At 55.6% G+C, this 23,422-nt stretch carries 19 protein-coding genes and 1 tRNA gene; 11 read left to right on the top strand and 9 right to left on the bottom strand.

The features are described 5' to 3' along the window. The first annotated feature begins 118 nt into the window (after positions 1-118). Together Pla52o_RS13835 and Pla52o_RS13830 are read left to right on the top strand one after the other, a co-directional pair. Entirely contained in the window at positions 119-976 is an 858-nt protein-coding gene (locus tag Pla52o_RS13835; protein ID WP_146595178.1) for a sugar phosphate nucleotidyltransferase, read from the top strand. Then, positions 973-4,305: a UTP--glucose-1-phosphate uridylyltransferase gene (locus tag Pla52o_RS13830; protein ID WP_146595177.1), complete on the top strand. Its 3,333-nt coding sequence runs from the start codon at positions 973-975 to the stop codon at positions 4,303-4,305. The genes Pla52o_RS13835 and Pla52o_RS13830 overlap by 4 nt, the downstream gene beginning before the upstream one ends. 54 nt (positions 4,306-4,359) lie before the next feature. Here Pla52o_RS13830 and Pla52o_RS13825 read toward each other — a convergent pair whose 3' ends face one another. Then, positions 4,360-5,049, bottom strand: a complete 690-nt coding sequence (locus tag Pla52o_RS13825) for a DUF480 domain-containing protein (protein ID WP_146595176.1) — start codon at positions 5,047-5,049, stop codon at positions 4,360-4,362. A gap of 539 nt (positions 5,050-5,588) precedes the next feature. Here Pla52o_RS13825 and Pla52o_RS13820 point away from each other — a divergent pair. Continuing rightward, the gene (locus Pla52o_RS13820) at positions 5,589-6,638 is read left to right on the top strand and encodes an ROK family protein (protein ID WP_146595175.1); all 1,050 of its coding nucleotides are present in this window, start codon (positions 5,589-5,591) and stop codon (positions 6,636-6,638) included. Between the two features lie 51 nt (positions 6,639-6,689). Further along, a complete protein-coding gene (gene lepA / locus Pla52o_RS13815) occupies positions 6,690-8,489 on the top strand; it encodes a translation elongation factor 4 (RefSeq protein WP_146595174.1) in 1,800 nt (599 codons plus the stop codon). Between the two features lie 120 nt (positions 8,490-8,609). Here the strand turns inward: lepA and Pla52o_RS13810 are convergent, their stop codons facing one another. After that, positions 8,610-10,916 carry a transglutaminase family protein gene (locus Pla52o_RS13810; RefSeq protein WP_146595173.1) on the bottom strand — a complete coding sequence of 769 codons (2,307 nt, stop codon included), beginning with the start codon at positions 10,914-10,916 and terminating at the stop codon, positions 8,610-8,612. A 491-nt stretch (positions 10,917-11,407) separates the two neighbouring features. Here Pla52o_RS13810 and Pla52o_RS13805 point away from each other — a divergent pair, with 491 nt between their 5' ends. Together Pla52o_RS13805 and Pla52o_RS13800 are read left to right on the top strand one after the other, a co-directional pair. After that, on the top strand, positions 11,408-11,713 hold the full coding sequence (locus Pla52o_RS13805; RefSeq protein WP_146595172.1) for a hypothetical protein: 306 nt from the start codon (positions 11,408-11,410) through the stop codon (positions 11,711-11,713). 15 nt (positions 11,714-11,728) lie between these two features. After that, entirely contained in the window at positions 11,729-12,373 is a 645-nt protein-coding gene (locus tag Pla52o_RS13800; protein WP_146595171.1) for a thioredoxin family protein, read from the top strand. 105 nt (positions 12,374-12,478) lie between these two features. Here Pla52o_RS13800 and Pla52o_RS13795 read toward each other — a convergent pair whose 3' ends face one another. Further along, a complete protein-coding gene (locus Pla52o_RS13795; RefSeq protein ID WP_146595170.1) occupies positions 12,479-12,910 on the bottom strand; it encodes a hypothetical protein in 432 nt (143 codons plus the stop codon). Positions 12,911-13,098: 188 nt separating this feature from the next. On the opposite strand from Pla52o_RS13795, the gene Pla52o_RS13790 reads away from it, so the two are divergent. Next, positions 13,099-13,172, top strand: a tRNA-Arg gene (locus tag Pla52o_RS13790). A 736-nt stretch (positions 13,173-13,908) separates the two neighbouring features. Here Pla52o_RS13790 and Pla52o_RS13785 read toward each other — a convergent pair. From Pla52o_RS13785 to Pla52o_RS13775, 3 genes are all read right to left on the bottom strand, one after another. Further along, the gene (locus Pla52o_RS13785; protein ID WP_146595169.1) at positions 13,909-14,166 is read right to left on the bottom strand and encodes a hypothetical protein; all 258 of its coding nucleotides are present in this window, start codon (positions 14,164-14,166) and stop codon (positions 13,909-13,911) included. A gap of 240 nt (positions 14,167-14,406) precedes the next feature. Further along, positions 14,407-14,847 (bottom strand): hypothetical protein, encoded by a 441-nt coding sequence (locus Pla52o_RS13780; RefSeq protein ID WP_146595168.1) that lies wholly within the window; start codon positions 14,845-14,847, stop codon positions 14,407-14,409. A 1,439-nt stretch (positions 14,848-16,286) separates the two neighbouring features. Continuing rightward, positions 16,287-17,126: a TIR domain-containing protein gene (locus Pla52o_RS13775; protein ID WP_197169227.1), complete on the bottom strand. Its 840-nt coding sequence runs from the start codon at positions 17,124-17,126 to the stop codon at positions 16,287-16,289. A gap of 232 nt (positions 17,127-17,358) precedes the next feature. Here Pla52o_RS13775 and Pla52o_RS13770 point away from each other — a divergent pair, with 232 nt between their 5' ends. Continuing rightward, positions 17,359-17,763, top strand: coding sequence for a hypothetical protein (locus Pla52o_RS13770; RefSeq protein ID WP_146595167.1), 405 nt, complete (start codon positions 17,359-17,361; stop codon positions 17,761-17,763). A gap of 125 nt (positions 17,764-17,888) precedes the next feature. On the opposite strand, the gene Pla52o_RS13765 is transcribed toward Pla52o_RS13770, so the two are convergent. Beyond that, a complete protein-coding gene (locus Pla52o_RS13765; protein WP_146595166.1) occupies positions 17,889-18,638 on the bottom strand; it encodes a DUF4282 domain-containing protein in 750 nt (249 codons plus the stop codon). A 29-nt stretch (positions 18,639-18,667) separates the two neighbouring features. On the opposite strand from Pla52o_RS13765, the gene Pla52o_RS27700 reads away from it, so the two are divergent. After that, complete coding sequence (locus tag Pla52o_RS27700; protein ID WP_261343346.1) at positions 18,668-18,799, top strand: hypothetical protein; 132 nt, start codon at positions 18,668-18,670, stop codon at positions 18,797-18,799. 522 nt (positions 18,800-19,321) lie between these two features. Here Pla52o_RS27700 and Pla52o_RS13760 read toward each other — a convergent pair. Further along, the gene (locus Pla52o_RS13760; RefSeq protein ID WP_231612317.1) at positions 19,322-19,768 is read right to left on the bottom strand and encodes a DUF1569 domain-containing protein; all 447 of its coding nucleotides are present in this window, start codon (positions 19,766-19,768) and stop codon (positions 19,322-19,324) included. 228 nt (positions 19,769-19,996) lie between these two features. Between Pla52o_RS13760 and Pla52o_RS13755 the strand changes: the two genes are divergently transcribed. Next, positions 19,997-20,245 (top strand): hypothetical protein, encoded by a 249-nt coding sequence (locus Pla52o_RS13755; protein ID WP_146595164.1) that lies wholly within the window; start codon positions 19,997-19,999, stop codon positions 20,243-20,245. Between the two features lie 788 nt (positions 20,246-21,033). Continuing rightward, entirely contained in the window at positions 21,034-21,522 is a 489-nt protein-coding gene (locus Pla52o_RS13750; RefSeq protein ID WP_146595163.1) for a hypothetical protein, read from the top strand. 322 nt (positions 21,523-21,844) lie between these two features. On the opposite strand, the gene Pla52o_RS13745 is transcribed toward Pla52o_RS13750, so the two are convergent. Continuing rightward, the gene (locus tag Pla52o_RS13745; protein ID WP_146595162.1) at positions 21,845-23,101 is read right to left on the bottom strand and encodes a hypothetical protein; all 1,257 of its coding nucleotides are present in this window, start codon (positions 23,099-23,101) and stop codon (positions 21,845-21,847) included. Positions 23,102-23,422 lie beyond the last annotated feature (321 nt).

Below are 23,422 nucleotides of genomic sequence, written 5' to 3'. Positions count from 1 at the left end.
AAAACGGACGCGTGCGGGTTCCTCAATCAACCGCCCCCGACCCGACCGTCGCGGCAACGCTTGGGACGTCTCGCGGTGTCGCATTCCACCCCCTTCCCTCCCACCATCGCCATCCGCCATGCAGGTCCACAAGGCTGTTATCACCGCTGCGGCTCCCAACCAAAACACCTTGCCGCTCCAGCAATTGGTGGATCGAAACGGAGAGACCAAGACGGCACTGCAATTGATCGTCGAAGAGACGCTCGCCGCTGGCATCGATGAGATTTGTGTTGTCATCCAGCCCGGGGACCAGGAAGCCTACGAACAGGCCGCGGGAGCTCAACTCGCCAATCTACAATTCGTCGAGCAACCCGAACCGCTTGGCTATGCCGACGCGATCTATCGGGCGAAATCCTTCGTCGCGAGCGAACCGTTCCTGCATCTCGTCGGCGATCACTTGTATCTCAGTTCCTCGGAGATCCCGTGCGCGAAACAATTGATCAAAATTGCCAACGAATTTGAATGTTCGGTCTCGGCCGTTCAATCGACGCGTGAAAACAAACTGCCATACTTTGGCATTGTCAGCGGTCCACACTTACCGCGACGCGACGACTTGTACGAAATCGAAGCGGTCGTCGAAAAACCAACGCCCACCTATGCCGAACAAGAACTGGTGACCCCCGGACTCCGCGCCGGGCACTATTTGGGCTTCTTCGGAATGCACGTGTTGACCGCGGATGTCATGGATTTGATCGAACCATTACTGACGGATCGTTGCTGCGAGAAACCCGCGCTCTCGGACGCGTTGGCAATGTTGATGACACGGCAACGTTACCTCGCATTTCAACTGCAAGGATCGCGATACAACCTAGGCGTCACCTACGGACTCTTGATCGCTCAATTGGCGATTGGATTGTCGGGACGTGATCGAGATCGGATCTTGACCGAAATGGTTGAATTGCTGGCCATCCGCCCCGAAGGAAGCGTAGCCCGATGAGTGACGTCCAAACCAAGCGATTAATCGAGATCATCATTTCCGATGATGATTCGATTCGCAACCAATCGCTCGAATCGGTTTGTCGCGGGCAAACCCTCTCGGGATTACTGGAGAGCGTCGGCGCCCTCGACGCCTTTCGCCGTGACGAGCCAAATTTGTATCACCGCGTACGAGCGTTGTTTTTCTTGTCGGCGATCTACCGCTATCACTTACCGCCGCGTTTATCGGTCGAGCAATCCGGCCACATTCCGTACGAAGGTTACGAGCACTTGTTGGCTCGCCGTTTTATGGAAGCGATCGATTGTTTTCTGGCGTATCAAAACGAAGCTGGCCCAAGCGATGCATTGGCGAGTGCATTGGCTCAAGCGTACCATCAACTCGGCTTCCAAACGCTCGCCGATCAAGTTCGCCGCAGTGTCCGCACCGTGCGAGGCAACCAGTGGATGTTCCGCGTCGGGCATCCCGCCGACCACCCTTTGCGGATCCGTCCTGAATTGCTCGCCATCGATCCGGCCACCGGCACGTCGCCATTGATGAAAGAGACAACCGCCGTGCGGATGGATTTTTCGCACAGCGCATGGAGCGACATTTTCTTTCTGGGCATGGATTTTCCCGAGGGGGCTCGGGTCTTGAATGTCTCGGTTGATCTCGGCGTTCGCGGCCGCGATTCCGAAACCAAACCACCCATCGAAACCTACTTGCGGATCATCGACGAACCGGTCATTCGCTTGACCAGCGTCGATCTTGGCGCGACGACAACATTACAATCGATCGCCGAAACGTTTGATTTTGCTCGCGATTATCTGGGGCTGCTCAAAGCCGCCTTGATCGCTGCGGGCATCGTGCCGCCGGGGCTCGAAGGTTGTCGTGAATCGATCGCCGAGCTACTCAGCGTGATGCTCGGACCAGGTCGCGGATTGGAATTGGTCAGCAAAATCAACGATATTCCCAAGGGTTCGCGGCTGGCCGTTTCCACCAACCTGCTCGGTTCCTTGATCTCATTGCTGATGCGAGCGACCGGACAAGTCCAATCGCTAACCGGGCCGCTGAGCGAAGCGGATCGCCGATTAGTCGCCGCACGTGCGATTCTGGGCGAATGGCTAGGCGGCAGCGGCGGCGGATGGCAAGACTCGGGCGGCGTTTGGCCCGGCATCAAGTTGATCTGCGGAACCACCGCGGAGGAGCACGACCCCGAATACGGCATTAGCCGTGGGCGGTTGATGCCGGTGCACCATGTCTTGGGTAACGACGAAATTTCGCATGCCACCCGTCAAAAGATCCAAGAGTCGCTCGTACTCGTGCATGGCGGGATGGCCCAAAACGTCGGCCCAATCCTCGAGATGGTCACCGAGCACTATTTGCTCCGTAGCGAATCGGAATGGCAGGGCAGAAACGAAGCGATCGAAATCCTTGACGAAGTCGTCGCGGCGCTCAAAACAGGCGACATTCGACGAGTCGGCAATGTCACCACGCGCAATTTCGAAGGGCCACTGCAAACCATCATCCCCTGGGCCACCAATCGCTTTACCGACGCCTTGATCGAACAGTGCCGCGAGCGCTACGGTGACGCGTTTTGGGGCTTTTGGATGCTCGGCGGGATGGCCGGAGGCGGCATGGGGTTCATGTTTGATCCTCAAATAAAACCCGCGGCGCAAGACTGGCTGGGCCAAGCGATGGTGAACACCAAACGGGACCTCGAAACGTCACTCCCCTTCGCGATGGATCCCGTCGTCTACGATTTTAAGATCAACGACCACGGCACCCGTGCCGAAATGCTCTGCGGTGATGCCGCGATGCTGCCCGATCGCTACTATGCCCTCGTGTTGCCCACGCTGCTTCGCACTCCCCTGCGTGAACTCTCCTCGCGAACGCGATCCGAACTCGAGCGAATCAGCCAACGGTGTCAGGATCATGAAAGCGGCCGGGCGACCGCAGGCATGTTGCTCGAGAGCATCCTGCCCTCAGCGGCGGTTCCACCGTCGAGCGAATCCTCCCTCGAGCCACTGTTGAATCGGATCGGGTTTGATCGGGTCCAACACGAACAAATCCGCGCGGATCTGATTAGCGGGCGGATTGGATTGTCACAAAACCGTTTGCCGGCCAACACGATGATCCAGGACGTGAAGCCGGAACACGTGATCGATTTGCGTCGCGGCATTGAAACCAAGTACGCAGACCTTGGGGCGGCCGCGATCAAGTCAGGCCGGGTAGCCGTCGTCACGTTGGCCGCCGGCGTCGGCAGTCGTTGGACCGAAGGCGCGGGCGTTTGCAAGGCATTGCATCCGTTCTGTCGTTTTGCCGGTCGCCAGCGCAGTTTCATGGAAGTCCATCTCGCCAAAAACCGAGCCAGCAGCGAAAAACATGACGCCTCGATCCCTCACGTGTTCACGACCAGCCATCTGACCGATCGACCGATCCGCGATTTTTTAGACCGCAACCACCAATTCGGTTTCGGCGACAACGTGCTCGTTTCGACCGGCCGCGGCGTCGGATTGAGAATGATTCCGACAGTCCGTGATTTGCGTTTTCTGTGGGAGGAAACCACGCAACAAATCCTAGATGAACAACAGCAAAAAGTACGCGAGAGTCTGCGAACCGCACTGATCGGCTGGGCCCAATCGGCGGGAGAAGCGAGCGATTACACCGACAATTTGCCCAGCCAGTGCATCCACCCGGTGGGACATTGGTTCGAGATCCCCGGCATGCTTCGCAGCGGCGTGTTGAAACAAATGCTCGATCGCCAACCCCAGCTCGATTACTTGATGCTGCACAACATCGACACGCTCGGTGCAAACATCGACCCAGCAATACTCGGTTGTCACATCGCAGGCGAAGCGACCCTCTCGTTCGAAGTGATCAGCCGCCGTTTGGAAGACCGCGGCGGAGGGCTGGCGATGGTCAATGGACGACCGCGGCTGGTCGAAGGGCTAGCGATGCCGAACGAGCGAATTGAATTCGATCTCACCTTCTATAACTCGATGACCACATGGATCTCGATCGACGGATTGCTGGATTCCTTTGGGCTGACCCGCTCCGATCTAGCGGATCCCCAACGCGTCGACCAAGCCATCCGCACGATGGCGCAGCGGTTGCCGACCTACATCACGCTGAAGGATGTCAAAAAACGTTGGGGCAATGCCCAAGAAGACGTTTTCCCAGTGGCTCAGTTCGAAAAGCTGTGGGGCGACATGACGGCCATCCCCGAGATCCACAGCCAGTTCTTTGTCTCGCCGCTGCGTCGCGGCCAGCAACTCAAAGCCCAAGCCCAACTCGACCCTTGGAAACGAGACGGCAGCGCTGACTACATCGATTCTCTCTGCAAGTGGTAAAGCGATTCGATGCCATCGTCGTGGCTGACTCGCCAGACACGTTTGACCGCTTGGCTACGACTCAAGTTCTTCGATCCGTTTTTCCAACGCATCGATCCGCTCGTTCACCGTTTCGAGTCGGGCGATCAAGGCATCCACCGCGTCAAGACTCGCTTTGGCCGGTGCACTCGCAGTCGACGATTCCGCTGCGGCCGCTTGCTTCTCCAATCGAGCTTCGAGGTACTGACGCTCCTCGGGCGGATACAATTTGTGTGCGAAGGTTTGGCCGCGTCCGGGTGGCGTCAACGGTTCCACCAGGTCTTTTTCGATCAACGAATCGACGACCCCTTGGACTACCTTCAAGTCCTCCAGCGGGTACATCCGCGAGGCGCGGGTGCGAATTTCGCCAAGCGTTTGCGGGCCACGTAGCAACAGTTCCGTCATCACCGAGGCGCCGGGACTGTCGACATCAAACCATTCGTAAGCGGCGTGGCGGTATTTTGTCGCCCGCCCGCTGCCTTGGACCTCACGCGCCGCACCGACTCGTTTCAATTCGTCCAAAGCCTGTAAGACATCGTCCTCATTGAGCTGCAACTGAGGCGATCGATTCGATTTCTGATTGCTACCGCTAATCAGCCCCGACATGGTTAATGGATAATTGTCAGGCGTCGTCTTGGCCTTTTCCACCAACACTCCCAACACGCGACGCGCATCGCGCGATAGGGCTACGGGTTTGGGTTTTTCTTCACTCGTTTCGTCGGACATGGGTAAAGCCGCCTGCACATGCATGATGATAAAAGAGGAGATCGCTCACTATCTTGGCGTGAAGAGGGGCGGTTAAGCAACTACCCCTCCCGGCTCTTGCTAAGCCCGTCGCTTGCGACAAGCCCGGTTGGCCCCAACATTCCCGCATGGGGGCAAGTTGGACGCGCTGCCCACCAAAGGAAACTGCCCACCAAAGGAAAGCCCGATGCGTCATTATTGAAGTAGCGTTATCGCCGTTTTACCTAGCAAATCCTAACCCGACGCGTCAGCGAGGGACCGCGTTAGGAACACAGCAACTTCGAATTGCGAGCCCGCGAGGGCGTCGGCACATGCCTGCGATGACGAAACAGGGGTGGGAAAACCTTGGCGTTTAAGGGGCCGCGGGCGGGATGCCGGCGGCCCCAAATGATGTTGAATGATTCTTGCCGATCGGCTTCAATCGCCCGCTTGCGTGCGCAGGTTGTCCGTTGTGGCAATTTGAGTGCTTTCTTATACTGCAGCGCATCACGAAAGAGCCCCAACCCTCCCTCGATTGTCAAATGCCCAATACACCAATAATCACCGCTACTGCGGCCGCCTCGCCCCCCTTTTTCTGGGGCATTGATATTGGCGGCACCTCGATGAAGATTGGCTTGGTCGACGATGAAGGGGAAACATTAGCCTTTGAACAATTGCCCACCCGCGAATCCGAAGGCCCCACCGCGGCGATGCAGCGGATCGCTGCGGTAATCCAAGATATCGAGGGTCAACTCGGCGTTTCGGACCAAGTCCGTCGCGTCGGTTTAGGGGCTCCGGGACCGATGGATCTCGTCACCGGCTACCTCGTCGCCCCCCCTCAATTGCCGAGCTGGTGGGACTTTCCGATCCGGGACACGATCGGGAAGATGCTCGAACGCCCGGTTTCCTTTCTGAATGATGCCAATGCAGCCGCCTATGGCGAATTTTGGCGTGGCAGTGGCAAAGAACACTCCTCGATGCTGCTGTTGACCCTCGGCACCGGAGTCGGTGGCGGAATCATCATCGACGGGGAAATGGTCAATGGCGCAAACAGTTTCGCGGGCGAATGCGGACACGTCATCATCGATTCGTCGCCCACGGCACGGTTGTGCGTCTGGGGCGGTGGCCGAGGACAACTCGAAGCCTATGCCTCGGCCAGCGCCGTGGTTCAACGCACCCGGCAACGGTTGACCGAAGGCGCCAAAAGTTCGCTGAGCGGATTGCTCGGCGGAGGCGACAGTGAATTGACGGCAAAACGCGTCTATGAAGCGGCCCAAAATGGCGACTCGCTCGCACTCGAAATCATCGACGAAACCGCACGCTGGTTGGGCATCGGAATCACCACCTTCGTCCACACCCTGGACCCCGGTTCGGTGGTGCTCGGGGGGGCGATGAACTTTGGCGGAGCGGATTGCAGTATCGGGCAACGCTTTTTGTCGAAAATATCGGCGGAATTCCGCAGTCGTACCTTCGAGAATGTGTTCGAGGGAACCACAATTACGTTCGCGTCCCTTGCGGGTGACGCGGGATACCTTGGAGTAGCCGGTTACGCCCGACGACAATACAACAAAGAGCTCGGCGTAAAGAAATAGGCTCCTCGAATTAGTTTTAGTCACACGGCCGCTGACGGCCAAAGAAGCAATATGTCCGCTCACATTCGTAACTTTTGCATTATCGCCCACATTGATCACGGCAAGAGCACGCTGGCCGATCGATTGCTTGAACACACCGGCACCGTGACCCTGCGTGCCATGAAATCGCAATTGCTCGATGACTTGGCGCTCGAACGCGAACGTGGCATCACCATCAAAGCCCGCGCCGTGACGATGCGTTTCAATCGGGGCGGCAAAGACTATGAATTGAATTTGATCGACACCCCCGGTCACGTCGACTTTCATTACGAGGTTTCTCGCTCGCTAGCCTGTTGCGAAGGCGTGCTGTTGTTGGTCGATGCATTCCAAGGTGTTGAAGCGCAAACGGTCGCGAATGCCTATGCCGCCATGGAACATAATTTGAAGATCATTCCGGTGATCAACAAAATCGACCTGATGCACGCTCGCCCCGACGAAGTGGCCGAAGAGATGATGAATTCGTTGGGGACCGATCCCGACGAATGTGTTCGTGTCAGCGCTAAAACCGGAGTCGGTGTCGACGAATTGCTCGACGCGATCATCGAACACATTCCGCCCCCGACCGGCGATCCCGACGCTCCGCTTCAAGCCATGGTGTTCGATTCGAACTACGACGATTTCCGTGGCGCGATCACCTACATTCGCGTCATGAATGGAACCGTCCGCAAAGGCCAAAAAATTCGCTTTTTGCGAGCGGGATCGAACCACGATGTGATTGAACTGGGGCGATTCGCCCCGGCACGTGAGTCCTGTGAGGAACTCAAAGCGGGGCAAGTCGGCTATCTGATTTGCAACATCAAAAGTCTCGGCGATGTCCACATCGGCGATACCGTCGGGCTGGCGTCCGCTCAAGGGACCACGCCGTTGCCGGGATACTCGCGTCCCAAACGCATGGTCTATTGCGGCTTATTCCCCAGCGACGGTCAAGACTTTACCGAACTGCGCGATGCGTTGGAGCGGTTGGCCATCAATGACCCCAGCTTCGAATTCGAACCGGAAACAAGCGAAGCGCTTGGCTTCGGCTTCCGATGTGGGTTCCTCGGACTGTTGCACATGGAAATCGTGCAACAGCGTTTAGAGAACGAATCGGACGTCGACTTGGTGCAAACCGCGCCCAACGTGACCTACGAAATCATCAACAAACGGGGTGAGACGGTCTCGATTCGCAAGCCGCAAGACGTACCGGATCCGGGCGACATCGAAGAATTCCGTCAACCGATCGTGCGCTGCAGTGTCATCGTCCCGAACGATTACATCGGCGCGATCATGAAATTGTGCCAAGAGCGTCGCGGCATCCAAAAGTCTCAAGAGTACCTCGGTGCCCAGCGTGCAATGCTGACTTACGACATTCCGCTAGCCGAAGTCGTTTACGATTTGCACGACAAAATCAAAAGCTGTACCAAAGGCTACGGAACCCTCGACTACGAGATGGTTGGCTATGAACCAGCCGACCTCGTTCGTATGGACATCATGGTCAATGGCAACCGAGTCGACGCGCTGAGCGTGGTGTGTCATCGCGCCGACGCTGATCGACGTGGCCGCGCGGTGGCCAAGAAATTGAAAGCCGAAATCGAACGCCATATGTTCGAAGTGGCGGTGCAAGCGGCGATCGGAAGCCGTGTGATCGCGCGAGAAACCGTACCGGCGATGCGAAAGAACGTGACTGCGAAATGTTACGGCGGTGACATCACGCGAAAACGCAAACTGCTGCAAAAGCAAAAAGAAGGTAAAAAGCGGATGAAGGCGATTGGCAACGTCGAAATTAGCCAAAAAGCGTTCATGGCCGTCTTGAGTGACTCCGAAGGAGGCTAAGTCGAGACGCCGGCGTGTTTGCCCAGTAAATCATAACCCGACGCGTAAGCGAGGGACCGAGTCCAGCGTGATCGTCCCTCGCTGACGCTTCGGGTTATGAAAACTCGCAACTTCAAAAACTTAGTTTTCGCGGCGCAGGGCTGCTTCTAATTCCCGCACCGGCAGCCCTTCGAGGCCGGCGGGTTCGCGACGGATCAATTCGTCGAGATCTTCTTGAGCTCTGGCACTGCGGCCCGAGATCGCCCGAAGCTGGGCGCGCATCAGACGATAACGATGCTCCGCGGGATGCAGCGCCACAAACATTTCTGTACGCCGCAACATCGCGTCGATGTCCTGGTCCTTGGTCGCGATGCCAATCAAATTATTGAGCACGCGGGTCAAAACATCGAGGTCACTTTGTGACTGCAAATCCGCATCCCCCATGGGCCGCCCCGCAAACCGTTGAACCAATTCGCCAGCCGCTTCTTGACTCAATTCGTTTCCACGATCAAACACATCAATCAGTTGCTCGTCGCCCGATTTGAGGACCTGTTTGACGACAAAGTGGCCCGGCAATCCCACCCCTTCGACTTGCAATCCGAGCCGTCGAGCCAAATCGATGTACAGAATCGCCAACGTAATGGGTAATCCCTCGCGGTCGTCGATCACGCGATCCAACATACTGTTGGCCGGATGGTAATACTCCGACCGACCTCCGTGAAATCCGTTCTCTTGAAACAGATACTCATCGAGCAACCGGCGTTTGGATTGCTCGTCATCTTCGGCATCAAAACGTGCCACGACCTCTTCGGCCATCTGAACCAGTTTTGCTTCGTAGGCGGCGATATCAACTTCCGGATTCTCAATCGCCGCGATCAGCAGCGCCCCTTTGACGAGCCGATCGTGCGGTCCCGTCTCGACATCCGCTTCGCTGGATTTTTGGGTATCCGCTTCGCTGGCAAAGAGTTCACTCAGTTGTGCAAGCAACGGAGCCCGCAGCACGTCGCCGGCCAGATTTCGAATCCGCTTGGCTTCCGCATCCAATTCCGCTGCCCGCCGCATCAATTCTCGCGCCGCAACGTCACCCGCTTGAGCCAAGCGATTGATTTGCAATTGATCGACGTCCGAGAGAGGGGAATCCCCGTTTCCGAGCCCCGCTAACCAATCCGCCAGTTCGGGTTTCATCGGTGGCACCGCTAAATCAGGGCCGACGTTAAAGCGTCGAAACTCTGGCGACGTATCACGAAACTTAACGATCCCCACCCGCCCTTGCGTCAATTGTGCGTCGGTGGATTCGACGACCAAATGCTCGTTGACATAACATTTCATTCGCCCCTCTTCGATGCGGACCCGCAAATGGTTCCATTGACCGGGCAAGTAATGCTTGGTCTTCACATCGCTAAGCACCTGCCAAGAATAGACCGAGGCGCCTAAGAAACAGGTCAGCCGCATCTTTCCGTTACTGGGGTAGAAACCGTAATGGCGATCGTTGCCATCGCTGTGAAATGCGATGCCAGCCGCTCCTGATTCATCATCCAACCGCACCATGACCGAAATATCGTATGCCGGTTTGTCGACCACCGTTTTCGACAAACACAAGGAACGACCTCCGAAACCTGTGCCGGTTCCGCTTGCCGAAATCACGCCACCGCGCTGCCGCCATGCGGCGCCGAACAATACCTCCCATTGATTCTCATCGAGCCCACCAAGCCGTACCCAACGATCCATGGCGATGGGATTTGCTTGCTCTCGTAGCGGTTTCAAGTGATCGATCGGAATCGCAAACCCAAGGTTATCATCCACCGCCGATTTCATATTGACGATCCCGAGCACCTCGCCCTGCTGATCCACCACCGGGCCACCACTGTTGCCCGGTTGCACCGGCATCGCCAATTGGATCATTTCGCGGCCATCCATTTCACGAACTGCCGAAATCATCCCTTCCACCACACTGTCCTGAAGCCCAAGCGGATTACCAAACGCTAAGACCCGCTTCCCCTGCGCAGCCGACTCTCCCTCGGCCAACGTCAATGCGGATAGCTTGGCGTCGCCCACCGCCACCCGAACGATTGCCAAATCATTCGTTGCATCGGACGCTTCGATCGCAACCACAGGCAATTTCCGGCCTTCAAACGTTTCCACGGTAAAGGGACGTCCCTCCCCAATCACGTGCATGTTGGTCGCGATCAACCCATCGCTATCGATGACAAAACCGGTCCCCATGCCAATCAGATCCCCATCACGACCTTCGACACGAATCGTCACCAACGAGGGGCGGACTTCCGCGATCAACTGCTCCGTCATCTGATCAACCGATTGCTCGACGCCATCGCCCGTTTCATCCGCGCAAACCGATTGCCTAGCTCCCGTGATGCTCCCCAGGACCACCATCATCAACGCGGCGCCCAGACGACTCCAACCCGCGGAACGATTTTGCCAATATGTCATCGATTGCCTTCGCTTTGCGTTACTCGGATCCCAATGAATTCGGACGACAGCTCACGTCTTGAGCATGGATTGTAAACATCAATCCCTCTCGGCACGAATGATCCAACGACATTTCTGACAATCGTTTTCGTGATCTTACGTGCGCGTTTCAAAGTTGCGTTATTGCCGTTTTACCTAGCAAATCACCCCCCGAAGCGTTCGCAAGAGACCGAATCAAGGGTGATATTCCCTCGCTGACGCGTCGGGTTATGAAAAACACGCAACTTCAAAACGTGCGTTCAGGGCACGCCAAACGGGCGGAGCATGTTAGACTATCGGACTTAGCTGGGCGGCACATCACTGGGCGGCACATCACTGGCCGGCACATCACTGGGCGGACACCGCGCATCGTTGTGCCTCAGAGCGAGGTAAAGTGCCTATTCGACATCCCCCGCGCACCTCCCTAAGTGGCCCACCAGCGAAACCGCAGCAACCCAATCGACTCGGACACAATGAATTCGGATTCCCCCCAATCACCGCCCTCCCTGCCCACCGCCGCTCCGGCCGACGTGCCTAGCTTTGGTTGTGTCGTCTATCTCTCAACATTACCCGAGGGTCGCAAGCGAGGACGCGTCGCCAATCTTGCGGACATGGAGCTCATCGCGAGCACGGAACGCGAAGTGCTACAGCGAATTGTACCGCTGTTCAAAAAGCGGGTCAGCGACTGTCTCGCCGCTGGCGAGCCGATCCCATGGCTCGACCCTATCCTGGAGATCGATCCTGAGGAACAAAAACGTTTTCTACCCGTCCATCTTTAGACAGCGGCACCTAAAATGTCACACAAACCCTGTCCCGCGACCATCACCGTGTGGACCTTGATCCTGGCGGCATTGACTTGCTTTGCAGCACAAACGCACGCGGGCGAGTTCAACACCACGCTCAACATCGGCGATGACGCCCCGGTCTGGAAGAACCTGCCAGGGACAGATGATCAACTTCATTCACTCTCCGATCTGAAGGCATACGACGCGATCGTTGTCGCCTTCACTTGCAACAGTTGTCCTTACGCCGTCGACGTGGAAGATCGACTGATCGCGTTGCAACAACAATTCGCAGCTCAGAACGTGGCCGTCGTTGCCATCAATGTGAACAAGGTCGAAGCTGACTTGATGCCCGCAATGAAACAGAAAGCGGCCGAGAAGAAGTTCAAGTTTTTGTATCTGTTTGACAAATCCCAACAGACCGCCAAGGACTTTGGCGCCAAATACACCCCCGAATTTTTTGTCCTCGGCAACGATCGCAAGATCGCTTACATGGGATCGTTCGATGACAGCCCCGATGGAAAAAACGTCACCAAACCCTATGTGGCTGGCGCCCTCGAAGCGGTGTTAGCGGGTAACACACCGTCACTCCGCGAGACCGTTCCGATCGGTTGCCGTATTCGTTTTGAACGAAACCTTCGCAAACGCTCACGTTGAGGGGCGGTCGGCGATCGCGGTGAGCAGCGGGCCAGCAATTTGTGTTGCTGTTCGCTTCACGGAGCTACGTCTTCATCGCGGAGATGCGTTTTGATCGCGGAGCGATCAACGACGTTTGCAATGCTGTCGAGCGCCGACCAACGCCGGCGTGGAACTCGCGTAGCTATTGGCCGGATCGCAATCGTGGGGCGATTCATTTTCGATCACGACGCGATCGTACAGCACCGTGCCGCTCAACCGGTCCACGCAAACCACGGACAATTGTTTTCCATCCGCGGTCGCCGCGGTCAACCAGATCGGGTCTCCCCAAACGACCGGCGAGGACCACGCTTTGCCATGCATCGGCGTCTGCCACTGGACGACCGACGAATCGATCGCCACGGGCAAATCCGCAGCGTCGGCGCGACCATCCCCCCAGTCCCCCGCGGAACTCAGGCCAAGCGGCCCCTGCGTTATCCCCCGTGACGTGTTGCCCAAGCCCGATTGGCAAAATGCCAAAATCAGCACCGCGATCGCAGGAAACAGACGAATCGTCATTCCGTTCGCTGGCTTATTTCTTGTCACCGCTGATGAACACCATCAAAACGGGTCTTGAACTAATCGAAATGATGTGAAAGTGAACCATCAAGCGAGTGGCAGGGTCATGGTAAGATAGGCAACCCGAAAAAAACCTGCCGGAGGATACTTGGACGAAGAGGCCAGGGAAGCTACACTCTGAGCATCACGCACCCGTAGCTCAACTGGATAGAGCATCGGTCTTCGGAACCGAGGGTTGGGGGTTCGAATCCCTCCGGGTGTACTTTGACCCGCGTTGGACGCCATTAGCAAGCGTCCGGTGCGGGTTTTTTCGTGCCTTTTCGGCAACTACTGACGGTTCGAGGTGATTTCTCGGGCCTTGGACTCCCCCCCTCTGTTGGCTATTCTAAGGAGTCAACGGTCTGTCAAAAATCGGCCCCATTCGTTTACGGTCCGTGCATCTCCGCATGTAGTCCTTATCGCGTCGTGCCCCTTGAGATCCGTAGCAGACACGACTATGAGCCAGCGTCGCGACAAGGCCTAGCTCAACGAAGCCTCCTGCACGCCATCTCGACCGAGCGAAAGTCAACCGCGTTCCAAAAATGCTCAGGCCCTGCGGGCCGATTGGAACGCGACTAACGGCGATCAGGTTGAAACGCGGAGAAACGGAGCAACGGAGGAGCGGAGAATCACGGAGTCAAAGACCGACGCAACCCTCCGCGATTCTCCGCTCCTCTGCGTACCCCGCGTTTAATTCGACCGCACGTCGACATAACCGTGGCCTGGCATGCATACGCGGGGAGGGAAAGCATCTAGACGGGCGCAGCCCTGTGACTGCAAATCCATTTGTGCTGGCAGAACGCTGGCAATCACCCCGCGGCGACGAGGAATTGACCATTTCAAAAAAACCCACTTCGCCGCTGCGGTGCACTATTTAGGTCCGCACACGAGCAGAGCCATAATATTGGAACACAACACGATTACAGTTGGTCGCGACTGCTTGCGATGCGGAGTTGCGGTTACCGATGCCCCGCTTCCATGGCGATCAGGAAGCTGTAAACCCGAGTATCCGTCGGTTTGGGCGGCACCCATCCATAGTTTATTGACACACCCACTTCACGTGAGATGGGGAAATCAAAAAGCGGCTGATTGGCAATTTCCACGCATCGATCGAATAGTGGCGACACATTAGGCTGCGTTGTCGTTCGACTGACTGATTCACCCGCATTGGCCAACGCGGAGAGTCCAAGTAACGAGCAAAGTACAGTCAGTTTCATGTGTTCTCTCCGTGAACGATTCTTGTAACCACAATACTCAATAGGGTTCCATGTAACTGGCGTCAAGTTCGATCGCGATTGAGTTGACGAACGCTCGGCATCACCAGGCGGGGGTGGCGTAGCGGAGGTGGTAAAATGCCGAAGGCAACCACCGGAGCGGAGACACACTCGCTCCGGTGCATACACTTATTTCCCGCAAAAATGGCTTGCAAGGTAGGCCGCAACGTACGCGGAGATCAGTCACGACGGACGCACGTCACTTTCAATAGTGGCAACGCCTGGAGTTGGGTTTGTTCTGTCCGATCGCGACACTTTCGACAAGAGCTTGTCGATACGCTGCTTGGCATCCGGATGCACTAAGACAGACTCTCCGTCGATGACAAAGATTTGCCCCCTAGCCGAGATAAAAAGAGCGTCCCATTTTAGACGTTCACGCCCGAGTAAACGCACAGGCATTGGCAGCATTTCCCAAGCCGGATCTATGACTTTCAGTCGGTAGCTTTCATCGTTCGATATGATCGCCCCGCCCTGCGTTGCAACTTGCGATGCGTGCGAGTGAATCATTTCGCAAACTTTGTCGCCATGTGTTGTCCACAAACCGTCAAAGGTATTTGACGCGAGTGATGTAGACTTGTCGGCAGCTCTTTGAGCAGCAGCCTTTGCTCTGTCCAGCAGTCCCATGTTGAAGCTCCTTGCTTGCGAGTAAGAGCGAAGCGAAGTTGGATGCACTTAAGCCGGATAACACCCGGCATCACCGGGCAGGGGTGGCGGAGCGGAGGTGGCAAAATGCCGAAGGCAACCACCGGAGCGGGGGCACACCTGCTCCGGTGCACTCCACCGCTCTCCGCTGCTAGCTCTTGGCCCTGCACTCACAAACCCCACATTTTATTGATCTCCCACCACCGTACCGAGGCGCTAAGATTAAGCCAACGAGTTTACGCTCGTAGTCCCAGCAAGTAAGGCAAAATGGATGCTGACGATCCGTGTCGTCTTTTCGGTAGTAGCAGTTTCCTTGACGTTCAATTTCTGCGCTCACGGCCACTGAGTCCGTGAGCTTCCTTACCGCTTCTCGCAACTCAAGATTCTCCTCTCGAATGGCAAGAATCTCTTCCCTCAACTCGACGATACGTGCATACAGGTCCTGATCATTGTACTTTTTGACGAGGTCTGCAATGTCGCGTGCATTCTCGATGATGCCCATGTTCGAATGCCAGTTCCTGTTGTTAGGGGAAGTGTGAAGTGTGGCGAATACGATTCGATGCCATGCTTGAGTTGGATAACTATTCTTCTTACCCCTGCTCAGTCGAGTGGTATAGCCAGATTTGAGTTGTTATCACCGGGTGAGTCAAGTTGTTTGCCTTAGATCACTCGAGAGCATGTGGGAGGAGGAGGCGATCTCCGTGTTGAGATTGGAGTAAAGGATGACGCCCAACCGTGGGACTCTCGGAGCATGATCGAGAACGCGAGCGACTTGTCGCGACCCGCTCACCGACATTGGACCGTGGTGTCTGCGTTGACTCCGCTGAGATCGATACCGACGATGATGGCTTCGGCGGCGCAGTAATCGACTGTGGCGGTTCACATCCTCTGGTCAAGATGAACCGACCGGCGCCGACGAATGCTTTTGTTTTCATGGTTATAGCGGTGCCGGAATTGGTGCCAGCCACCAATTTTTTTATCAAAATTTTATCATCAGGTGCGTCAGGCGGTTGCATTTCGATATCGAGTCTTAACACCTTTGTTTCATGCCATCTCGACCGAGCGATAGCCAACCGCGTTCAAGAAAAGCTCTGTCCCTGCGGGCCGATTGGAACGCGACTAACGGCGATCAGGTTGAAACGCGGAGAAACGGAGGAGCGGAGAATCGCGGAGTTAAAGACCGGCGCAACCCTCCGCGATACTCCGCAACTCTGCGTACTCCGCGTTTAATTCGACCGCGCGTCGACATAACCGTGGCCTGGCATGCATATGCGGGAAGGGAAAGCATCTAGACGGGCGCAGCCCTGTGACTGCAAATCCATTTGTGCTGGCAGAACGGTCGCCATCACCGAGGACGGTGGTTCGATTTTCCATTCGTAAACGCGCGATGCCGTCCTTCGGTGGATGGCATGGTTACCCACCTACATGGCTTCGTTGAGATCTACGTCAAGCCCTGCTTCCTTGAGCTCTTTCGCCAGGAGTAACTTCCAGCCATCGTTGAAGTCGTAAGCGATGTAAACGATCCCGTCATAGTCCGATGGTCGTTCAATGTCACCACGAAGGATCGCCGCAACATGTTTGCGTCCAAGTTTACCCATGAAATAGCCCAATTCAAACACGACGTTCTGCCGTGCGCGAGCGTTTAGTTTGTCTACCTTGGCCTTTGCGGCCCCCAAATCATCGGGCGTCATCAGCACAACCGCATATGCAACATCCGAGTGTTCCTCGAATTTCTCGATCAGGGTCATCCCTCCGCTACTGCGTTCATGCAGGATTACGGCCTCTAACCCGAGATTCTCGAGGAATCGTGCAACGGTTTGCTTCGTCTCGTTGTCATGCCCGTGAACGACAAACACCTTTCGATTGGATTTGGGTGATGCCAGCGTTGCGTTCGATTTTGGTTTTGGTTTTGGTTCCGGCCGGAGTTCGCCGGCTTGGATTACGCCGACGGTTTCGTCAATCATGTCACAAAGCACTGACGTCATGTTCATTCCGTACGGGCCCTCAAAAATGCAGCCGAATGGGTCGACGTTGCGCATGATTAGGCCTCCAACCATTGCCGGTGGGCCCACCGTTATGGTTTTCCCACAGCCAGCACGCCAAACGAGCTTGCGGACAGAGGGCGTATTACGATTGATATAGGTCCTAATTGAGGTGCCACCGTCGAGTTTATCGTGACCCAAGCTATACGCCATAAGCGCGGTCTTGTAGTCTTCAAGCTGCTCTATGTAGGTGGCGTCGTCCGTCGAAGTTTTGTTCAACTGATGTCAATCCTTTGGTGGGTAACGATTCTTTTTACCCTTGCTCAGTCGGGTGGTATCGCAAGAGTTGACTTAATACCACCGGGTGAGTCAAGCTGTTTGCCTTAGATCACTCGAGAGCATGTGGGAGGAGGCGGCGATCTTCGTGTTGAGATTGGAGCAAAGGATGACGCCCAGCGTGGGACTCTCGGAGAATGATCGAAAACGCGAGCGACTTGTAGCGACTTGCTCATTGACATTGGATCGTGGTGCCTGTGTTGACTCCGCTGAGATCGATACCGACGATGATGGCTTCGGCGGCGCAGTGATCGACTGTGGCGGTTCGCATCCTGTGGTGAAGATGAATCGACCGGCGCCGACGAATGGTTTTGTTTTCCTGGCCATAGCAGTGCCGGGATTGGTGCCAGCCACCAAAATTTTGTTATCAGGTGCGTCAGATGGTTGCTTTTCGATATCGAGTCTTAACACCTTTGTTTCACGCCATCTCGACCGAGCGATAGCCAACCGCGCTCAAGAAAGGCTCTGTCCCTGCGGGCCTCTCATTGGCGGCCGCTTGGATGCTGTCCAGTCCTATCAGGAGGAAATGATTCAACTGGTTTGGTTTAAAACGATGGAAAAAAACATGAGTCACGGATAGGGTTTGCTTCCATCTCCTTCTGCCTTCGCGATTCTTGAGTTCGATCGATTTCGGTCCGGAAGACGCCACGGAGTTCAAAAACTCCGAACACAGGAACGCTTGGTTCAAACACAAATAAGATTCGTTTAGACAGTTTGATCGCGGATCGATCGAATGTCTTCCGCGATGTTGAACACCACGATTCCAAACTCAAGCATGAGCCGGATCGTAATCAAGAACATGATCGCTAACACGACTTTAACGAAGTAGCCGAGAATCAATGCAGCAAATTTGCCAACCTTCTTGGGTATCTGAAATCCTTTGCTCGAATCGGAGCTTCGATATCCTGGTGCTGAAAAGGATGGCGAACCACTGGAGAATTCAGGCATCACGGACCGAACCGGGTAGGTGACCACCGTCGCAGCACCAAAAATCAGTGATAGCACCGTGACCACGACCGCGAACCCCCAGTAAATGCGGATGATCCACGGGGTTACGAAAGTCCGAAACCGGAAGTCAATCAAGCCCCAGCAAGCGTTCAAGAGAGTGGTCGGTACGTTGGATCGAAAGTCTGTCCGTCGACGGCGCGGATGCTCCTCCGTTTGGACAGCGACTCCTGGTGGGTCGTTCTCGCCTCGGTCTATCGGGTCTGGTTCACGATTCGAATCGTTTATTGGGTGCGAGATTGTCTTACGTGTTTGCATTGCCGCTGCGATCGGGCGAACGCGATTGGCTGCGACCCATTGTCCACGTGTGTGTGTGCTGTGGTTTACCTGAGAGTCTTCAGCAATGTTTCCGGCATGGGCAGCATCGACCAACGCTTGCAACGAATACGGCCCATGAACCTGTCCGTCGTGATGCCGAATCATCCAAGCGGCATCGTCAGTTGTCGTCATCAAGTCACCTTTTCAGAAACGGATTGCACATGAGCAGCACAGAAACAACCGACAGTAACTCAAGGCCGAACATTCTGCCAATGCCGATTCACGATCCACCCCATCGCGCCGACGATGATCCTCAGTCGATGGCAGTCGAGGAAACATTGTTCTTCGTCTGAGTTCACGACTGGACCGGGACATAATTGGCGTAATTGGTGCCCGCCATCAAAACCTTGTCCTCAGGTGCGTCAGATGGTTGTTTTTCGACATGGAGCCTAACACCTTTGTTTCACGCATCTCGACCGATCGATAGCCAACCGCGCTTAAGAAAGGCTCTGTCCCTGCGGGCCGATTGGAACGCGACTAACGGCGATCAGGTTGAAACGCGGAGCAACGGAGGAGCGGAGAATCACGGAGTCAAAGACCGACGCAACCCTCCGCGATTCTCCGCTCCTCTGCGTACTCCACGTTTAATTCGACCGCGCATCGACATAACCGTGGCCTGGCATGCATACGCGGGGAGGGAAAGCATCTAGACCGGCGCAGCCCTGTGACTGCAAATCCATTGGTGCCGGCAGAACGTCACCGATCATGGGGCGACGACACGAGATTCTCAATTGCTAAAAAAAAAGCGACTTCGCCGCTCGTATGCATCGGAATGGCTATCCGCCGTGTTGGACAAGAATGAAAGGCGAGCAAGGTCAGGCATTGGGCACGACGAAGCTTAGGTGATGGGCGGCGTGCCATTGTTGCATCAAGAGCCATTGTTCACGATTGAGTCGACCCAGCATCGGATAGTGTGTAACAAATGGAGTGGAGGGATCCATTAAGGTTTCCGCAAGTGCGTAAAATCGGTTTGCACAGGCCTCTTCATCGAGATCGAGGGGGGGCTGAAGTTGTTTCGGGGCTTTGCCACGAAGTTTGGATGGCTTGCCCTTCCGCATCGTAGGCATGAACATCAGTTTCATCACGGGTCGCAACAGGGCGGGAAACGTGAATTCCGCACCGTCGATTGTCATCTGCATGGACATGTTCAGGTGATCGAGAATTTGGGCGAAGCTCCAAGTGCCAACCAGTTCGTAGCCGCCTTCACGCAATCGAACAATGTCGGCGCAAGCAGCGCCCAAATCAGGGTAGCGCAAATCCATTCGTCGTTCTGCGATTGTCGTTTTGCGTTCGGGTTTCTGGAGCATGCTTATTGAGTGCGCTTGTAGCTGGTGTGAGTAATTCAGTCGGATAAAGAATCCATGTAAGTCCGCAGTTTGATGGGTGGGAGTCATTCGTTCAAAATAACTGGCGACTCGGACCCGTGATCTCGGCAGCGTGCGGCTGCCGGTCACATTCACTCCACCCACCAAAACCACGAACATTCAACAATGAAGATTCTCGCATTGGACCTCGGCAAATTCAACTCCGTTGCCTGCTTCTTCAACTCCAAAACCAGAAAATCCAAGTTCCTCACCACGCCCACCAACCGGGAAACCATCGCCAGTATTTTTAAAGATGCGAAGGCTGACCTCATCGTCATGGAAGCTTGTGGCCCTTCGGGCTGGAACAATGACTTGGCTCAAAGCCAGGGACTAAAAACTCTCGTCTGTAGCACCAACGAGGAAGCTTGGCGGTGAACCAACGTCAAACGCAAAACCGACCGTGACGACGCCTTCAAACTCGCTCGCATGGCTGCCATGGGAGAACTCAAAGCTGTCCACACTCCGCACGACGTAATTGGTGCCAGCCATCAAAAGTTTGTTCTCAGGTGCGTCAGATGGTTATTTTTCGACATGCAGCACTAAGCAGGGAGGCAGGAATGATTGGGTGAAATCCCATTAGCCGCTTGGGCGTTAGCCCCGGTTGTTGCGCTAACAGAACCGGGGCTAACGCCAAAACGGCTAATCTACCGAAAGACTCCTGCCTACCTGCTTAATTTACCCTAATCGAAAGCCGATGTGGCCGAGTCTCAAGATTGCTTGGTCGCTCAACAAACGTTTGGCCCGCGCAACCGGACGCCCCCGCGCCGCGAGCGCTACCAAAACAGGTCGCAATGGCGTCCCGCCCCAAGGAATACTCTGTCCCTGCAGCCCATCCCACTAAGGAATGTGCTGTGTCCCCAAGCGTTCAGTTGCTTGAAGACATCCGCTCGGCGGCAATTGCGGCATCGCCATCCCGTTGCAATAAAATCCAGATGTCGTGGTGGCCTAAGCATGCGAGACATCACCATGACGGGTGAATTATAATGATCGAGCGAGAACGCCAACGAATCGAGGGCGAATTAGGAGCCAAATCCTGATCTCAAATTAGCCGTACGGCGTTAGCCGCGGTTCCCGTTGAGGATTGGGACGAGGCTGAAGAAACCGGAGACGACGGAACCGGGGCTAACGCCCAAGCGGCTGATTTTTGCACGGAGTATGTTCGCATGAATGATGATGGACCACTGGGTTATTTCATTACGTTCACTGTCTATGGAACCTTCTTGCAGGGTGATGTGCGTTGGTGGCGTTCGCGTGGAAAAGGGACGCAAGCCCCTCAGCCACGTTTGGAACGCTGGCATCGCGATCGCTTGAAACATGCCGTCGTTTTGATCGACGAAAACAAGCGTTCCGCGGTGAAAGCCGAAATCGAACGGTTTTGCAACGTTCGTGACTGGAAGCTCTGGAAAGCGAACCCTCGAACGACCCACGTCCATATCGTTGTCACAGCATTGGGATACAACGGAGCGAAGGTGAGAGATCAGATCAAAGCAAATTGCACGCGGGTGATTCGCGAAGGATGGCCGATTTTCATCGATCGTCCGGTTTGGACTGTCGGTGGCGATTGGCAATGCGTCAACACGGAAGACGAATTAGAACGTGTCATCTTTTATGCTGGTGAGGCACAAGACCGTAAGGAACGCGATGTTGATTGATCAGGTGAACGCACAGCGATTTCATCGGCCCAATGGCGTTAGCTGCGGTTTCCGTCACGCACGATTAGCCGCAAGGTGTTAGCCCCGGTTGTTGCGCTAACGGAACCGGGGCTAACGCCCATCGGCTGATTGGGGTGGCACCGGCGTGATGCGTGTTGTTGCGCTAACAGAACCGGGGCTAACGCCCATCGGTTGATTGGGTTGGCACCGGCGTGACGCGTGTTGTTGCGCAAGCGATTCTGGATGAGTTGGAATGCATCGAGTAAGCAAAAAGTGCCTGTCCCTGCAACCACACCTCCGTGCAGCCAGGTGATCGCTGTGATTAAGGGATCAGGGCGATTAGGCCTAAGATCGCGACGGCCTCGGCGAGGCTGGCGTCGCGGTCCCAGGGTAAGCTCGTCGACTCGCGGCGGCAAAACCGCCCCGCTTCGAAGGCATGAGGATAACGATGCTTCATCCTCGGCGGCTGCAACGTCATTTGATAAGGCAGAGACGCGGCATCAAAACAAAAACGTGCACCCGATATTATCGGTTGGCAATGCTTGTTTCTCGACGTACCGTAGCGCTCCAAATTGACGTCTTCAAAGTACAGGGGTTGGTGGGCACTAACGGAACTCATCGGACTGGCGGTTTGCCAGTTCTGAACCTCACCTTGACCGGTCATCGAGATCGTCTCCGGCGAAGGCATGCGGTTGACCGGGCGATTGCTTGGCAAAACGTCGGCGTCGGTTCCCGCTATCCCGATGGAGACGTCCGCGTTCAAGCTTCCAATCGGCTCAAAAGCAAACAATGAAGCGTTTTGATCGACTTCGGAACCTTGGCCACCTCCCGTGACGGTGCTTGGCCGCGACAATGGTGCATCGACACGAACCAGAACCGGGCTTGCTCCCTGCTCAAGGCGACTTGGTAACACGGGTGGCTCTGAATGAACCCTCGTCTCGGTGCCACTCGTCTCGGTGGCTCTCATCTCACTGCCACTCGTTTCACTGCCACTCGTCTCGGTGGCTCTCATCTCACTGCCACTCGTTTCACTGCCACTCGTTTCACTGCCACTCGTTTCACTGTCACTCGTCTCGGTGTCACTCGTTTCGGTGCCCCTTTTGAGTAGGGTTTTGAATGAAACCGCTGGCTCCGGTTCACTGATCTGGCTGGACTCACTGATCTGGCGGCGTTCGACGATCAATTCGCGTTGCAGCGGGGTGAGCGTCGATTCATACCGGGGACTTAACGGTGGAGCGGTTGTCGTCTCAGGGGCATTCGCGTGCGTCGCGATTTCGGATGGAGCGGGTGACGACGTTGCAGGAATGGACGACGTTGCAGCAATGGAGGCGGAGAACGCAGACGGGGTGGGCTTCAGCGACGCGGGACCTTCTTCTTCAAACACCGGTGGTTCGACGACATGCAGTGTTAAACGGCGTTGCCGCAGCGCTGGGTCGGCCGCGAAACCGATTTGGACGCTGTCGCAAACGATGAGGCTACTGAATACACCGATCACGATTCGTAGAACAAGGACGCGAACAGGATGGTGAGTCTGATTCATCGTGGTCCTACCGTCGGCGAGGTTAAAAGGAGCCTTCATGAAGATAACTTCGGTCAGGATCATCCGGTTTGTGAAGGCAGAGGGGCATCACCGGTCCCCATCAGCAGAATCCGTTCGTGCACGAAAACCCGTTTTTTTGGCATGATTGCGCGAACGAGACTAACCGGACCAACCGTTACCAGACGCCCATCTCTTTCAAACCAGTCAGCTGCAACGGCACCAGAAAGCCCCACAGCGTGCTAGCAACTGTTTAAAATCGACTATTTCCCATCAAATCTCCGGATTTTCCGTGTCAGACACCGCACCGAAGGCGACTCTAAGAACTACTCCCCGTTCTCTCACGCCGCTCGCCACTCGAGA

Origin of the sequence: Novipirellula galeiformis (genome assembly GCF_007860095.1) — a bacterium.
Taxonomy (GTDB): Bacteria; Planctomycetota; Planctomycetia; order Pirellulales; family Pirellulaceae; genus Novipirellula; species Novipirellula galeiformis.
This window is presented reverse-complemented; position numbering and strand designations above follow the sequence as displayed.